Origin of the sequence: Mycoplasmopsis canis PG 14 (assembly GCF_001553195.1) — a bacterium.
GTDB classification, from domain to species: Bacteria; Bacillota_I; Bacilli_A; order Mycoplasmatales; family Metamycoplasmataceae; genus Mycoplasmopsis; species Mycoplasmopsis canis.
Genome location: NZ_CP014281.1, coordinates 341,227 through 358,198, shown reverse-complemented (window position 1 = coordinate 358,198; position 16,972 = coordinate 341,227). Strand labels below are relative to the sequence as shown.

At 27.8% G+C, this 16,972-nt stretch carries 9 protein-coding genes and 1 tRNA gene; 9 read left to right on the top strand and 1 reads right to left on the bottom strand.

Features of this window, described 5'->3' with window-relative positions; translation table 4 throughout:
- The first annotated feature begins 10 nt into the window (after positions 1-10).
- The 9 genes from AXW82_RS01270 (at position 11) to AXW82_RS01230 (ending at position 16,678) form a co-directional block, all read left to right on the top strand.
- Positions 11-2,821, top strand: a complete 2,811-nt coding sequence (locus tag AXW82_RS01270; RefSeq protein WP_004794751.1) for an OppA family ABC transporter substrate-binding lipoprotein — start codon at positions 11-13, stop codon at positions 2,819-2,821.
- 64 nt (positions 2,822-2,885) lie between these two features.
- The gene (locus tag AXW82_RS01265; protein WP_004794752.1) at positions 2,886-4,070 is read left to right on the top strand and encodes an ABC transporter permease; all 1,185 of its coding nucleotides are present in this window, start codon (positions 2,886-2,888) and stop codon (positions 4,068-4,070) included.
- Positions 4,051-5,364, top strand: coding sequence for an ABC transporter permease (locus tag AXW82_RS01260; protein ID WP_004794755.1), 1,314 nt, complete (start codon positions 4,051-4,053; stop codon positions 5,362-5,364). The genes AXW82_RS01265 and AXW82_RS01260 overlap by 20 nt, the downstream gene beginning before the upstream one ends.
- A gap of 9 nt (positions 5,365-5,373) precedes the next feature.
- On the top strand, positions 5,374-6,438 hold the full coding sequence (locus AXW82_RS01255; RefSeq protein ID WP_004794756.1) for an ABC transporter ATP-binding protein: 1,065 nt from the start codon (positions 5,374-5,376) through the stop codon (positions 6,436-6,438).
- Complete coding sequence (locus tag AXW82_RS01250) at positions 6,431-8,881, top strand: ATP-binding cassette domain-containing protein (protein WP_004794758.1); 2,451 nt, start codon at positions 6,431-6,433, stop codon at positions 8,879-8,881. Before AXW82_RS01255 ends, AXW82_RS01250 begins: the two co-directional genes overlap by 8 nt.
- Complete coding sequence (locus AXW82_RS01245; RefSeq protein WP_044084307.1) at positions 8,874-9,329, top strand: hypothetical protein; 456 nt, start codon at positions 8,874-8,876, stop codon at positions 9,327-9,329. The genes AXW82_RS01250 and AXW82_RS01245 overlap by 8 nt, the downstream gene beginning before the upstream one ends.
- Before the next feature lie 472 nt (positions 9,330-9,801).
- Entirely contained in the window at positions 9,802-13,389 is a 3,588-nt protein-coding gene (locus tag AXW82_RS01240) for a family 20 glycosylhydrolase (RefSeq protein ID WP_004794761.1), read from the top strand.
- A 108-nt stretch (positions 13,390-13,497) separates the two neighbouring features.
- Positions 13,498-15,003: a 2,3-bisphosphoglycerate-independent phosphoglycerate mutase gene (gene gpmI / locus AXW82_RS01235; RefSeq protein WP_004794763.1), complete on the top strand. Its 1,506-nt coding sequence runs from the start codon at positions 13,498-13,500 to the stop codon at positions 15,001-15,003.
- Positions 15,004-15,058: 55 nt separating this feature from the next.
- Positions 15,059-16,678 carry a CTP synthase gene (locus tag AXW82_RS01230; protein WP_004794765.1) on the top strand — a complete coding sequence of 540 codons (1,620 nt, stop codon included), beginning with the start codon at positions 15,059-15,061 and terminating at the stop codon, positions 16,676-16,678.
- Between the two features lie 52 nt (positions 16,679-16,730).
- Here AXW82_RS01230 and AXW82_RS01225 read toward each other — a convergent pair.
- Positions 16,731-16,804: transfer RNA gene (locus AXW82_RS01225), tRNA-Trp, on the bottom strand.
- Positions 16,805-16,972 lie beyond the last annotated feature (168 nt).

The following is a 16,972-nucleotide window of genomic DNA, read 5'->3' as shown; positions in this document are numbered from 1 at the left end:
AGAGAAAATTATGAAAAGAAAATTTTTATTATTAGGAAGCGTTTTTGCTTCATTAGCTGTACCTGCTACAGCTATCGCATGTACACCAAGTGGAAATGGTGCTGTATCACATACAAGTAATTCTGAAAGTGGTGATGGTGTAACAAGTACATTTGCAAATTTTGCAAATAGAGGAATTTATCGTATTAAATACAATTCAATTTATTCACAAAGAAGAGGGCAAACAGATGCTTCGTATAGTTCAGGATCATGACAAGCAGGGCCTGAAATAACAACATATGGTTTATTATTTAGACAAGAATCAGAAGGTAAGCCAGAGTTTGAAGAAAAAACAGAATTAGCAAGCAACAAAATTGATAGAGTTACAAAAACATTTGTTGTAAAACCTTCAACAAACAAATGAAAATTAGATTATGCTAAATCAATTAAATTAACAATCGGAGATGAAGTAAAAGTATATGATAATGATAAAACAGATGCTTTAGGAGCTCCTACCATTGAAGGAAAATATTACGCATCATCAAATATTGCTTTAACAAGTAGTGATGCAAAATCAATTAACAACCCACAATTTTTCACAGACTTAGACAAAGCTTCAAAATTTGAAGTAGAGGTTGATGAAACATCATTTTGAGTTAACTCAAACGGAGAAAAAACAAAATATAATGTTGTTGCAAAAGACTTCTACTATGGTCTTGTAAGAACTTATTTAACACAAGATACAACAGCTCGTCACAAAAATGGTGGAAACGCCGAAATTGATGAACAAGCTAAAAAATTAATTCCTGATAATTCGTCAGTATTTAAAAAAGAAAATTCATACACAAATAAATATTTATTCAATTTATACAATATTGACTTTGATAAACTTATCGACAAAAATGAAGCATTAAAATCTGAAGACGGAAAAAATTATTTAGTATTTCAAAGAAAGGATGCAAATCTTTCTTCAAACTTTGTGGAATTCTTTAAAAACATCCTTTATGGTAATTATGAATTCGTTCCTGCCCCAAGTCAATACATCGATGAAACAAATAAAAATATTTCTTCATTAAGAAATTTTGCTGGTGTAAATAGTTCAGAAGAATCAACAGTTGCGCCTGAAATAGCTAAAGCAACAAATCTTGCTAAAGACTCAGGGGTTTATTGATATGGATTAAACAATAATACAACTTTATATGCCGGAAGATATTACTATAAAGGATATTCTGCTAATGACCTTTCAGAAAAATGACTTTTAAATAAACACTACAAAGATCAAGAATATGTAAATCATCCAGGTAGATTACAAGTTATTGAAAACGTTTATAAAAGTGCAGTAGTTGATGCTGACGCATTTAAGGTTGAAGATTTTAACTCATTTAGAGCAGGTGAAACATCAAGAATTTCATTTTCACAATTAGATCCAAATACTCAAGCACAAATAAGAGCTAAAAAAGAAGTTTTTGGTTTATCAAAATCACAAAGCAAAGAAACAAAGTCAACAATCGGATATTACTTTAATGCTTTAGTTCCAAATTACGCTCACAACGATAAAGACTCTGCACAATACGTAAATAATGCTTTTTCAAAATTAATGTGAGGAGCTGAATTAAACGATGTTAAAGCAGGTAATGCTCACAATGTTCTAGTTAATGCAACAACAGGTGCAGCTGCTGAAGTAAGAAACATTTTATCAGCAGTAATTAATTGAGACGAATCAGCAAAAGAAGCGGGTTCACCTGAAGCGGTTCATGCATGATTAACAGGTGCAGCTCCAGATTTAAAAATTAAAGAAGATGCAAATGATACAACAAATTCTCCAAGATATCATGCTGATGAATTGAATGAATTATTTGTTGTTGATAGAAATACAAATCAAAGAGTTGATTTAGGCGGATCATTAGGTACTGAATTAAGACAATCAGAAAATAACTCAGTTGGTGCTCAATCAAGTGATAAATATAAATCAGCAGCATTTGAAGTATTAAAAGCTCGTTTCAAAGAAATTATTGACGAATTTTACAAACAAAACCCTAACTTAGATAGTGATCCTAATAACTCAAAAATTAAATTTACAGTTATTTCAAGATTTATAAACTTTAACGCTAAAATTAAGTTAGCAACAGAAAAACAAGTTAATGTACTTAATTCTTTATATCCAGAAAGATTCCAAGTAGAATTTAGAAAAGTTGCTAATAGAGATGAATTATTAAGTTACTACGTTAATAATCCTGCTGCAACGAAAATTGTTGGATGATCAACTGACTATGAACTACTTAATGGTTCATTAGATGGGAAATCATGAAACTTCCAATTATTACCAATCTTAGCAAATATTGCTTCAGACGAAAGTTATAAAGCTAAATTAGAATCAGCTTACCCTACATTAGTTAAGGCTGCTCAAAAATTAAAAGAATTTATTAAATTAAAAAACTTTGAACTTTCAATTCCACTTGAAAAATGAGGAAAACTATCAAATAAATATTTATATGATTTTTCTAACTATTTAGGTGAATATAAAGTAAAAGAAGGATCATCTGATACAGCATTAGAATTAGTTGAAATAGATCGTGAACAAGATACAAAACAATATGTATCAGCTGGTGAATTATCTTCACAATTCTTATTATGATTAAATTCAGATAGTGCAAATAGTTTTTCAAAAGATGAACTAATTAAATTAACATCAGAAACAATGAATATTGTTGGAGTTACAGTTAACCCTTACTTAGCAATATTACAAAACTCAGTATCAAACACACTTGTTAACCCAAATTACATTGTTCCTGAAATATTACATTCATTCGAAGATATGTCTTCATTCTTAGTTAAAAAATAATTAAACAACTATACAATTAACTTTAGGGTTAATTGTTTATTGTTTTTATACGAAAGGAAATAAAATGCTTAAATACATTTTGCAACGTATTGGCTTTGCTATTCTAACCTTGCTAATTATTGTTTTTGTCGTTTATGTTTTAACCGCACAATTTGCTATTAATCCATTTGTTGAGCAAGCACACAATTCAACGCAAGGTAGTGGTAATTCTAATTCGACAAAAGAATTATTGGAAAAACTATTTAATGATTCAGTTAAGTATCATTTTCTTCCTGCAAGTTGAAAGGGAAGATATGATGAATTCAAGGATATTTGAACAAGTTACAAAATTAATCCTTTAACAAGATTTTGATATTGACTATCTGATATTTTTACAAATCAAGAAAATCCATTCGGTATACCTTATGATGAAAAAATATTTCAAAGAACACAAACAAACTCTATATCAGAATTATTCTTTAAATATTTAAAATTATCAGTAATAATAACTGTTCCAGCTTTCTTTATAAGCGCAATCTTAGGTATTGCTTTAGGAATTGTTGCAGGTTATAAAAGAGGAACTTTATTTGATGCTGGTATAAATGCTTTCTCATTATTTTTTATAGCACTACCATCATTCATTATTGCTCCTATATTAATATCTTTACTATTAAAACTGAATGTAACCCCTAGCTTTATCAACCCCTATAGTGAACAAAACTCTCAAGTTTATAGTTCAGGACAAATTTTTATTTCATGATTGCCACCTATTTTAATTATTGTTTTAGGTTCGCTTTCATCATATATTACATATACACGTAATCAAGTTATTACTGTGTTGACATCAAATTATGTTCTTATAGCCAAATCAAAAGGGTTAGGAACAATAGAAATTTTCTTTAAATATGTTTTAAGAAATATTTCAATACCTTTAGCTGCCCTTTTAATTCCGTCATACATAGGTTTATTAACTGGTGGTATAGTTATTGAGACATATTGATCAATTCCAGGGACATCACAGATAATTGCTCAATCATTCCCTAACGGTGAAATTAATATAATTATGTTTAATACAGTATTCTTTACATTCTTAGGTGTAATGACAACAATAGTTGTTGATGTATCATATACAATCTTAGATCCTAGAATTAAATATTCATCTAAATCAGGATTTAGTTATTATCAAATGTTTTTAATGTCATATAGAAGAAACATTGAATTCAAAAGAATAAAACAAGAAGGAGGTAAAAATGACAACAAAGGACTTTAATAAGAAATACAAATTAAATATTGATAACATAGAAAATCCTTTTAATTTTGCTCCAAAAACAAACAATTTTTCAAATGTTGCCGGTAAGCCTAAAAAACTTGTTATTGAAATTTTTAAAAGATTCTTTTTAAGTTGACCATCAGTGCTATTTTTAATAGTTTTCCTTATTGTTTTAATTACTTCTTTAGTTGTTTCATCATATTCACCTTACAATGCTGATAATTCAGTTGAAAATACTATTCAATTGAATTTGATTGGGGATAAAATTGGTCAATCAACTAAAACAGGTTCTTCGTTTGTTAAATCTCTTCCGTCATTATGAAGTGGTAAAATAAATTCAGATTTTGTTTTAAGTGATAGAGATTTTTCGGCAAACGCAAGATTCTGAGCAAACCCAAACAATTACGGAGGGTATTTGTGAGCAGAATTTGATCAAGCTCAATATATTTCATATAATCTTGAATCAGGTACTCGTTTCATTGATTTTTACAAATGACATGAAGTAGATAGTATTAACATTATATTTAAGGAATCTAAAATTCCTTTAAATATAACTGCTGCAGAAGCTAAAAAATACTATGCACAAGCACTAGAAGCAAATCCACAAATACATTTAAAAACATTTTTAGGTACTACAAATAGCGGTATAGATATTTGAACTCAAAGTTGAATTGGAACTTGAAGAGCGATTAGATTAGCATTAATTGTCGCAACATTACAAACAATTATAGGTGTAGCAATTGGTTCTTATTTAGGGTTCCATGTCGGGACTGCAATTGATACTGTGATTATGCGTTTAATTGATATTTTTTCAGCTCCACCTACATTAATTTGATTATTATTATTCGCAACTTTATTCGGAACAACTGATCTTACACTCGGTTTTGCTCTTGTGTTTGTTGGTTGAGTTGGGTCTGTCGGAAGAACTAGATTATTTATAATTACAGTAAAAGATTCAGAGTTTATTACTGCTTCTCAATCAATCGGTGCTTCAAAGGCAAGATTAATTTACAAGCATGCATTACCATCAATTATTGGTAAAATTGCAACAAGTTATGTTGCTTCAATACCTTCAATTATTCTTTCAGTTTCATCACTTGCCTTCCTTGGTTTCTTCCAATCTGACAATGCAAACTTAGGAAAAATTATATCTTCTGCTCCTGCAGAAGCTGCTGTTAATGTTTGAGTATTATTATTACCTTCATTAATATTACTTTCAATTTCAGTATCATTACACTTTATAGCATTAGGTGTTCATGATGCTTTAGATCCGAAAATTATTAAATCAAGATAGGAGATATTTATGGAAAATAAAAAAGAAATATTATTAGATGTAAAAAATCTAAAAGTTAGTTTTAAAGTAAAAAGAAATAAATACATAAATATCGTTAGAGGTGTTGATTTACAAATTGGTAAAGGTGAAATAATTGGTATTGTTGGTGAATCTGGATCAGGGAAATCTGTTACATCTAAATCGTTTTTAAATATTAACGAAAACTCTTTGATTACTGCAGATAAAATGCAAATTAGTGATACTGACTTACTAAAAAGTAAAAAAGAATCATTTTGACAAACAGTACGCGGACATAAAATTGGTTATATTCCTCAAGATCCGCTTACATCCTTAAATCCGACAAGAAAAATTGGAAAACAACTTTTAGATGCTTTAAATAAAAACAAAGAATGATCTAAAAAAACTTATATGGCCAAAAGAGAATATCTTGTTGGTTTATTAGATAAATTTGGAATCAGAAATCCAGAAGCTGTTTTTGATATGTATCCACATAATACATTAAGTGGAGGAATGAAGCAACGTGTTGTTATAACAATGGTTGTAGCTTTAAAACCAAGTTTAATTATAGCTGACGAACCTACCACAGCTCTTGATCCTACAGTTCAAGCTTCGGTTCTTGCTTTATTTGATGAAATAAGAGAGCAAATGAATATTTCAATAATTTTAATTAGTCACAACATTTCTGTTGTCGCAAAATTCTGTGACTATATTTATGTTATGTATGCAGGAAAAATTGTTGAAAAAGGAACTAAAAAAGATATTTTTACCGAACCAAAACATCCTTATACATGAGCTCTGATTTCCGCAATTCCTGAAAACAAAGAAGACAGACTTTATTCAATAAAAGGTACACCTCCAGATATGAATAATTTACCACTAGGTGACGCTTTTGCCCCAAGAAATGAATATGCATTAGAGATTGATTTTATAAAAGAAGCGCCACTTTTCCAAATTTCTGAAACACATGCGGCAGCATCATGATTATTGCACCCTGATGCACCTAAAGTACAACTATCATCTGAATTAGAAGCAAGATTAGAAAGCTTCAGAAAGGTATTTAACGAAAATGAGTAAAAAAACAATTTTAGAAATTACAAATTTAAAAAAGTTTTTTGTTAACAAAGGACATGTTAATAAAGCTGTAGATGATGTTACTTTTGATGTTAAAGAAGGCGAAATTGTTGGATTAATCGGCGAATCTGGATCAGGTAAAACAACTATCGGTCGTTCATTATTAAGGTTATATGACGACTTTAACGGATTTGTTCGTTTAGAAGGCAAATTAATTTCTGGTAAAAGAATTTCCAAAAAAACAAGAAAATTCATGAGAAAAAATATTCAAATGATTTTTCAAGACCCAATGGCGGCATTAAATGGTCAAAACACTATATTTTCAATATTAAAAGAACCTCTTATTGTTAATAAAATAATTAAAAATAAAGTTAAAGAAATAAACAAAAATTGAGAATCAGTTCAAGATCATTTTCACTATACATTTTTAGAAACAGTTTTAAAATTTAAATTACAAAATTTAAAAATTCAAAATTCATTACTTAAACCTTTTAGTGATAAATGAAGAAAGATTTTATCAGAAACATCTTTTGATAATGATGAAACATCATTTGACGATAAATTTAACTCTTATTTTTCATTTCTTGAGGAAAAAAATAAAAACAATTCAACTATAATAAATGATCTATATACAAATTCAGATAACCTTATTAAACTTTATGAAGAACATAAAGAAAAATTAGAAAAAGGTGAAATTGATTTTGATGAAATAGCTTACGATAAAGCTAAAGAAAATTATTTAAAAGCATTAAGATTAAACAAAAAAACTCAAAAATTTTATGATTTAAAAGAATCAAGAAAAGAATCATTCGTTCAACTGAAAGATTCTATAATAAACTGATTTGAAGACTACAGAACATCAAAAAATTCAATTAAAAATTTAATTTCAGAATTGAAACACGAGTCAAAATTAAATAAAAACGAGTCACTTGTTGGTAGAAATTTAGAAGTTTATTACTTTAAATTAAAACTATATTTATTAAACAAAAAAGTTGAAAAAATATTCAAATCAAATAAAAGAAAAATTAATTACCTTTCTTTTGAGGAATTGCAAAAACTTATTAAAGAATTAGAAACTTTATCAGTTCCAATTTTTGAAAAAGATTTAAATATTAATCCTTATGATTTTAATAGTATTAAATCTTATAAAAATAAATTAATAGAAATTGTTAACCAACAATATAAATTTGACTTTTCAGAATATACTAGAATTTCTGCGGATAGAAAAAAAACTTATAAAAATCAAATATTTTTATCATTAAAAAACTTTATTAGTATTTTTAAACAAGAAATTAAAGAATTCTTCCAAAAATCAATCAAAAACGAAGAAGCAGTATTACAAGCCAAAAAAGAATTAGAAGAAGCTAAAAAAATTAATCAAGATGAAGTTAATAAATACGTTTCTTTATTTACTCAAAGAATTAATTTATTAAATAAAGAAATTGAAAAAGAAACAGAACTTCTCAAAAAGTTAAGAGCTTTATCAAAATCAAACAATGAACTATTTAATTTAACGCATAAAAAATTCAATGAATTTTACAAAGAAAATCATTTAAATAAATTATTAACTAAAAATAAAGAGTTAAGAAAAATAAAAAATATTAACAACAAAGATAAATTACAACTCCAAAAAAATGAACAAGAATTAAAACAGGCAAAAGTTGATCTTAAAGTATACAATACAAATGTAAAAGATAAATGAAATGGTATAGCTTCATTTGATATAGAATTAAAATACTTAAATAAAGACCTAGAAAATACATATATTTTACTTGGTAATTCAAAATTTGATTTATGATCTAGAAAACAACATAAATTAATTAGCTACATTGCTAATAAACTTTATAAACCAATAAAATTATTAAGAATTAAGAACTTATTCATTAAAACAAAAATTTATAAGAGTCTTGAAGATGTTGGGTTATTAAAACAATTTGCTTATCGTTATCCACACGAATTTTCAGGTGGTCAACGTCAAAGAATTGTGATTGCTAGAGCTTTAATTACTGAACCAAAAGTTATTGTTGCCGACGAGCCAATTGCTTCACTTGATATTTCAATTCAAGCTCAGGTTGTTAACTTACTAAAAGATTTATGTATTCAAAAAAATATTGGAATGGTATTTATAGCGCATGATTTATCAATGATTGAATATATAGCTGATAGAGTCCAAATTATGCACCTAGGTAAAATTGTCGAATCAGGGGATACAACCGAGATCTATAAACAACCTCTCCACCCATACACAATCAATTTATTTAAAGCAATACCAAAAATTTCTAATGCAAACGAGAAATTTAAGGATGTTAAATTTGAACTAGCTTACATGAAAGAACAAGAATACCCAAATATTCCTTTCACTCAACCGGTTTCAACCCAAAACAACCATTTTATTTATGGTACAAAATCACAATTTAATAAATGAGTTAAAAAAGAAAATGATTAGAAATATTTTTTCGAATATAAAAGATGAATTTAAGAAAAAACACTTTTATTCATTTTTTATTTTAGGAATCGTTATATTCACATTTATAGTTGTTGCTTATTTCGTAAGGTTTCCCAATTCATCAACTAAAAACATTTTTAGCATACTTTTTGTAGCTTCATTAGTTACTTCATTAATATTTATAATAATTCTTCTTTTAAAAGTAGGTTTTTGAAACTCAATATCTAAGTCATACAAAGAATCAAAAGTATCTGTTGGTTCATATAAAGAAGAAAGAAAAATGTTAAAAATGTCAGAAGAGGAAAAGAAACTTTATAGAGAACAGATCAGAAAAAGAAATCAAGAAAAAATTAATAAACCTATGATAAATAATATTGTTTTTTATTTAAATTCTTTTATCTTCATGAGTTTATTCATTATATTTATTTTAGTTCATACTTTCGTATAATAAATTTTTTTAAGTTTAAAAAATTAATTTAAAGCATTAGTTAAAGAAATTAACTAGTAAATACAATTAGAAAAGTCATATGCAAGTTAAATGTGCATATGACTTTCTTTTTTGTATCATGTAATAAAATAATTTTGCAAAAATAATAAAAGATATATTAACATTTTAACGACAAATTTAGAAAAATTAATTTGTATTTTTGATGAATCAAAAAAGAAAATAAATATACTGATTATAAAGTTGCAGAAAATATTGATACCACTTGGGAATTCTAAGGAAAATCCCAAAATGCAAAATAAAATGCACACTGATTTTGCAATTAATCTTATTTTTAAATGAATGAATAATTCACTTTTAATTAAGGAAATATAAAGTTTTTACTTTCTTTTTGAATGAATTATTTAAAAACGATTATTTTTAAGTAAATATTTTTATAATTTTTATATGTGGAAATGATTACAGGAGAGAGAATATGAATTTAAAAAGAAAATTTCTATTAATTTGTGGTGGGATGTCTAGTGTTATCTCGTTGCCATTAGCACTAGTTTCTGCTAATCCAACAACAAATGATGGTACTGAAAATGGCACAAATATAGCATTAGGAAAATCTACAGAACAAAATGATTTCGAAAACGGTACTGAGTTTAATGGATCAAAAGCTGTTGACGGAGATTTTAATACAAGATGAGCAACTAATCAAAGCGATCCTTCAAATGGGGCTAAAACTTTAATAATTGATCTAGGGTCAGAACAAAAAGTTAGCTCATTTCAATTATTTTTAGAAAGAGATAATATTACAGGATTTAAACTTTTTGCCTCTAATCAAAAAGAAAATTTGGACAATGATGCAAATAAAGTTTTTGAATGAACTGAGTCAGAACAAAATTTAAGAAGAACCATTTACTATGGTAATTTTACTTCAATTAAAGAAAATGCTAGATATGTAATGCTTAAAGTGACTAATTGAAGTGAAAGTGGTAGAACCATAAATCCTAAATTAAAATGAAAAAACATTTCTGTGAAGGAACTAGAATTATACACAGAACCTATGGACCTTCAAAACAACATTTATAATGTATTAGAAAAAATTCAAGATTGAAGACCAGCAATTAATACAGATGGTAATAAAATTACTTTACCTGAAGAAATTGATTCTTCTAGAATTGAAATTCAAGCTGATTATGAACAAATAATAGATAGCAAGGGTAATGTTTTTAAACCACTCACATCTAAAACTGTTGAACTACTAGTTATCTATACAGATAAAAAAGGCAAAAAACATAAAGTGAAACCTGCTTCTAATTTAGAGGTAACTGGAAAATTTGTTCAACAAGAAAATAAAAACCCAAAACCAAAGGTAGCTGTTGAGATAGCAGAATGATATTCGAACTCAAATGAGAACCTTAAATTAAATAAAGATTTTAAAATTTTTGTTAAAGGTAAATTGGATGAAAAATTAAACAAAATGTTTAATGAATTAAAATTAGATTTTAAAGATATTTTTAACAAAGAAATAGAAATTAAATCTTTTGCTGATTCGGATACTACGAATGGAAATATAGTTTTTGACTTAACAGAAACCCAAATTCCAGGTTATGACGAAGAAACATATGGAATGATTATTGATAATGATGTGACAATTAAAGCTGTAAATAGAATCGGTGCTTTTTGATCTACAAGAACACTTTTACAAATGCTTAAAAGTAATGAGAATTTTGAACTATCAAAGGGTCAAATGAAAGATTATCCAAAATTTAAGAAAAGAGGGTTTTCATTTGATGTAGGAAGAAAAGCGGTCTCAATGGATATTTTAAAAGCTGTTGTTAAAGAAATGTCATGATATAAAATGAATGAACTGCAAGTTCACTTAAGTGACAATTTAATTTTCTTAGAGGATTATGTATCAGATAAAAAAGAAGATAAAGATATAGAGAGATCATTTGATGCATATTCAGGTTGAAGACTTGAATCTTCAAAATATAAAGAAATAGATGGTAAAAAAGTATATCTACACAATGAAGATTACCACTATACAATTGATGAGTTCAAAAAATTTATGAATGATTCGAATGATTTAAGTGTTAATATTGTTCCAGAATTAGATTTTCCAGCTCATGCTTTATCAATTACAAAAATTTGAAAAGAATTTGCAGTTAAAAAATTTGGCACAAACGCTGGTGGTAAAAGAACATTAGTTGATCATGTTGATATCACAAATCCTGAGGCGGTTAAACTTATTAAAGAAATTTTGGATGATTATACAAATGAAGGAAAAATTTTTGATAAAAACTCTAGAACAACAGTACATATAGGTTGTGATGAATTCTTTGATAGCCCTGATGCATATTATGACTTTGCAAATGAAATGTTTAAATACTTTATTGATAAAGGAATTCAAGTTAGGTTATGGGGTAGTTTTACACATATAAGAAGTGCTTCTAAGCATATAAAAGAAGAGTATAAAGATAAAGTGGAGATGAATATTTGGAGTCTAGGTTGAGCCAATCCTTCAGCGATGTATGATGAAGGTTACAAATTAATTAATACTCTTGATAGTCCTACTTATATGGTTCCTAATGGAACAGGTTCAAGAAGTGCGTATGGAGATTTTTTAAATAACAAAAATATATATGATAATTATGAAGCAAATATAATGGGTAATTCAAATATTCCATCTGGTTCATCTCAAATGTTAGGTGGGATGTATGCTATTTGAGGTGATTCCTTATTAGATGTAAGGGCTACCGGTGTTAATGAGTATGATTTATTTGAGAGATTTAAAGATGCACTACCATACTTCGCTACTAAAGTTTGAGGTGTCGGATCTGATGGATTAGACTCTACATTTGAAGAGTATAGAGATAATATAATTACAAAAATCGGTGATGCTCCAAATTCAAACCCTTCTCACAAAATTAAGTTAGAGAAAAATTCTTCTCACTATTTTAGTTATGATTTCAAAGGTTCTAATGATAGCGAAAAACTTCTAGATAAAAAGGGAAAATTTGGAATTATGAATCTTTCTTCAGGAATGAGTACTTCTAACGAAGAAGGAATTAGTTCTCTAAAGGTTGTTGATAAAACAGCGAAAGCAACCACAAATATTGACTTACTAGGCTTCAATAATAGAATTAAATTTGTAATTAAAAGACAAAAAGTTTCTGATGATCAAGAAGAAGAAGTTATTTTTAGTACTGATACTCCATATGGCCAATTAGCGATAAAAGCAAGACAAAAAGATTCTACTAAATTTGGTTTCAGCAGAGAGTTAATGGATTATACTTTTGATTATGAATTACCATATGACAAATGGGTTGAAATTGAATTAGTTAGTGAATTTGACGATGCGAAAAAGGTGGCAATTACTAAATTGTTTGTAAATGGAAAAGAAACAGGGGGAAAACCCGTTGGAACAAATGGTTCAAGAAGAATAGATAAAAAAACTGGTGAATATACAGTTGAACATACATTTACAAATTCTTCATCACTTTTCATTCCTTTGCAATATATTGGAGATGGTAAAAACACATTTAAAGGATACATAACTAATATTGAACATTCTCTTAATGAAGTAGACAAAAATAAATTTGAAAAGAGCTTATTAGAAGATATAGATTTTTCACTTAAATTATTAAAAAATAATAATGTTACAGCAAGTGATATTTCAGTCGAAGGTATTGATAAAGATAAAATAATTAGCGATGTTCAATTAATTTCTAAGGATGATAAAAAAATAGTTGTTAAAGTTACTTTATCATATAAAAATGACCCAAATATTAGCATAGTCAAGAACAAAATGATAGATTTAGAAAATAAATCAAATAGTGTTGTTGAGTCGCCGAAACCTAAAAATAACGAGGATAATAAGAAAACGAATGAAGAACCAAATACAACAAATAAAGAAACACCAAAAGATTCTTTTGACAAATCGTTAGAAAAAACAAATGATGATAAAAATACATCAAAATCAGGAACATATATAGCTAGTGCTATAGCAGCAATATTTGGTTCAATATCTTTAGTACTAGGGGTATTGTTATTTAAGAACAAAAACAAATAAGAAGAGGGCATGTGCCTCTTTTTTCTTTATTAAGTTTATAAAATCATTTTTTTTAGTACAATTAACTTATATATTTATGATTAGAAAATTTAAATTTAGGAGATCAAATTGAAAAAAACAGTTTTAATTGTTATCGATGGTCTTGGTTTAAGAAAAGAAACTCAAGGAAATGGGTTTGCTTTAGCTAATACTCCAACTTTCGATAAGTTATTTAAGGAATATCCAAATTCAATAATTCAAGCTTCTGGTGAATTTGTTGGATTACCAGAAGGACAAATGGGTAACTCAGAAGTAGGTCACTTAAATATAGGTGCCGGAACAGTTGTTTACACAGGTTTATCATTAATTAAAAAAGCTTTAAATGATGGTTCATACAAAAATACCAAAGCATTTGTAGAGGTATTTAGAGATGTATTAGAAAATAATTCTACATTGCACTTAATGGGACTTTTATCTCCTGGAGGAGTTCATTCACTTGAAGATCATTTATTTGAGTTATTGCATGCTGCTAACGCTTATGGTCTTAAGAAAGTTTCGGTACACGTTTTCGGAGATGGGAGAGATGTTGCTCCTAAATCAATCAAAGAATCAATGATAAAACTTCAAAATATTTGTAATAAATACGGTTATAATATAGCATCAATTTCAGGAAGATTTTATGCTATGGATCGTGATAAAATGTTTGATAGAGTTGAGAAGGCATACAATGCAATTTTAGGTAACTCAGAAAATACTTTTGAAAGTGCTGTAGATTTTGTTGACAGCCAGTATTCAAAAGATTTATCAGATGAATTTTTTGTACCTTCAATTAACTCAAACATAGATAGAGATAATTTTGTTAAGGATAATGATTCTATAATATTCTTTAATTTCCGTCCTGATAGAGCAAGACAACTTACACATTTATTTATTAATTCTTCATTATATGATTTTAAACCACATCACCCAGTTAAAATCAATAAATTTGCTTCAATGATGAAATACGAAGGTTTAGAAACAATTATTGCTTTTGATGAAATGGAAATTCCGATGCCAATTGGAAAAGTTCTTGAGTTAGCAGGCAAAAAACAATTGAGAATTGCTGAAACTCAAAAATATGCACACGTAACATTCTTTATGGATGGTGGTAATGATATTGAATTTAAAAATTCAAAACGTATTATGGTTGATTCATTAAAAGTAGAATCTTATGCAGATGCACCAGAAATGTCTGCTAAAGGAATTACTGATGAATTATTAAAAAATGGACTTGATTATGATGTAACAATCATGAATTTTGCTAACCCAGATATGGTTGGACATACAGGTAATTTACAATCAACAATTAAAGCTGTTGGCTTCCTTGATACACAAATTAAACGTATTGTAGATTGAGCAGAAGAAAATAATGTTACAGTATTTATTACAGCTGATCATGGTAATGCAGAAATAACAGAAGATGAAAATGGGAAACCAGCTACAAAACATACAAGTAGTCCAGTTATGCTTATTTCTACTGATAAAAACATTAAACTCAAGGATGGTAAATTAGCAAATGTTGCGCCAACTATTTTGGAATACATTGGAGTTAACAAACCAACAGAAATGAATGAAGATTCACTTTTAGTGAAATAATTTTGGCTCACTTTTTTAAGTGATCCTTTTTTATATATTTTTTAAAGGAGTATTTATGAAAAAACAAACAAAATTTATTATTCAAACTGGAGGAGTATTATCTGGATTAGGTAAAGGTGTTACTCTTGCAAGTATAGGAAACCTTCTTAAAATGCAAGGATTCAGTGTATTTGTTATGAAATTAGACCCTTATTTAAATATTGACCCAGGAGTTATGTCACCAGTTGAGCATGGTGAAGTTTATGTAACTAGCGATGGTGGTGAAACTGACCTTGACTTAGGACATTATGAGCGTTTTATTGATGTTAAACTAACAAAGAAAAGTAATTATACTACTGGAAAAATATTAACTCACGTTTTCGAAAAAGAAAGACGTGGTGAGTATAATGGAAAAACAGTGCAAATTGTACCACATGTTGTTGATGAAATAATTGAAATAATCGAAAGTATTGAAAAAGAACAACAACCTGATTTTATGCTTATTGAGATCGGTGGTACTGTCGGGGATATAGAATCTAATCCGTATATATATGCAATTTCAAAGTTTAAATCTATGCGCAAAAATGATGTGTTATTAAGTCATTTAGCATTTGTACCTTATTTAAGTGCTTCAAATGAATACAAATCAAAACCTTCTCAAGTTTCTATTGCGACTTTACGCTCTTACGGACTTAATCCTGATATTTTATTATTAAGATCACAAGGAAAAGTTTATAACAGAATAGTGGACAAAATTGCCGAAGCATCTTTTTTAGAATCCTCAAATGTTATAAATATACCGGATAAAGCAAATATTTATGAAATACCATTATTTTTAAAAGAACAAAACATACTACAGGTAATATTTAAACATTTTAATATTAAGAAAAAAATTAAGGAAAATGTCTATAAAAAATGAATTGAATTTGTTCATAAGTATTTAAAGGATAACAATAAAAAAATTAAGCTATTACTTGTTGGAAAATATGTTGAACTAGAAGATGCATATTTATCTATTATAACTTCTTTGAAAATAGCAGCAGCACATAATAATGTTGAGTTAGAATATAAATTAATTAATGCAGACTTTATTAATCAAGATAATATCAAAAAGACATTAACAGAATATGATGGTGTTTTAATATTACCAGGTTTTGGAGTAAGAGGTTTTGAAGCTAAGGTTGAAGTAGCAAAATTTACAAGAGAACACAAAATACCAACATTGGGTATTTGTTTAGGATTCCAAGCCATGACGGTAGCGCACGCTAGATTAAGAGGTATTATTGACGCTACTAGCAAGGAGTTCAATGACGAGAACAAAAAACAAACCTTTGTTTTAACACCATTCTTTGAAAATGGTGACAAAGATGTTTTGGGTGGAACTTTAAGACTTGGTGAATATCCTATTATAGCTAAAAATAAAACTTTAGCTCACCAAATTTACGGAAATGAAATCTTTTACGAAAGACATAGACATAGATATGAAGTAAACCCAATTTATAGAAACACTTTAGAGGATGAAAACTTTAGTTTTTCTGGTGTTCATCCTGAAACAGGTGTAGCTGAAATTTGTGAGGTTAGCGATCACCCATTTTACTTAGGGGTTCAATATCATCCAGAATTTACAACAAGAGTTTTGAAATCAAACCCACTTTTTGATAGTTTTATTACAGCAGTTAAGAAAAATTTAAAATAAATTTAAAAACCGGACATTAAAAAATGCTCCGGTTTTTTTCTTAAATAGATTTTGGCGGGGGTTAAAGGAATCGAACCCTTACTTGCAGTTTTGGAGACTGTAGCACTACCACTATACTAAACCCCCACTTAAATTCATATATAAATTATACAAAATTTTTAAAAGAAATAATGATAATATAATTGAGTGAATATTCTAAAAGTCATTTGCAAGGATGTAATAAAAAAACTGTAAAATAATTTTATCAAATTTTAAATTTACAAAAAGGTATAGGAAAATAGAAAACTTTAAAAG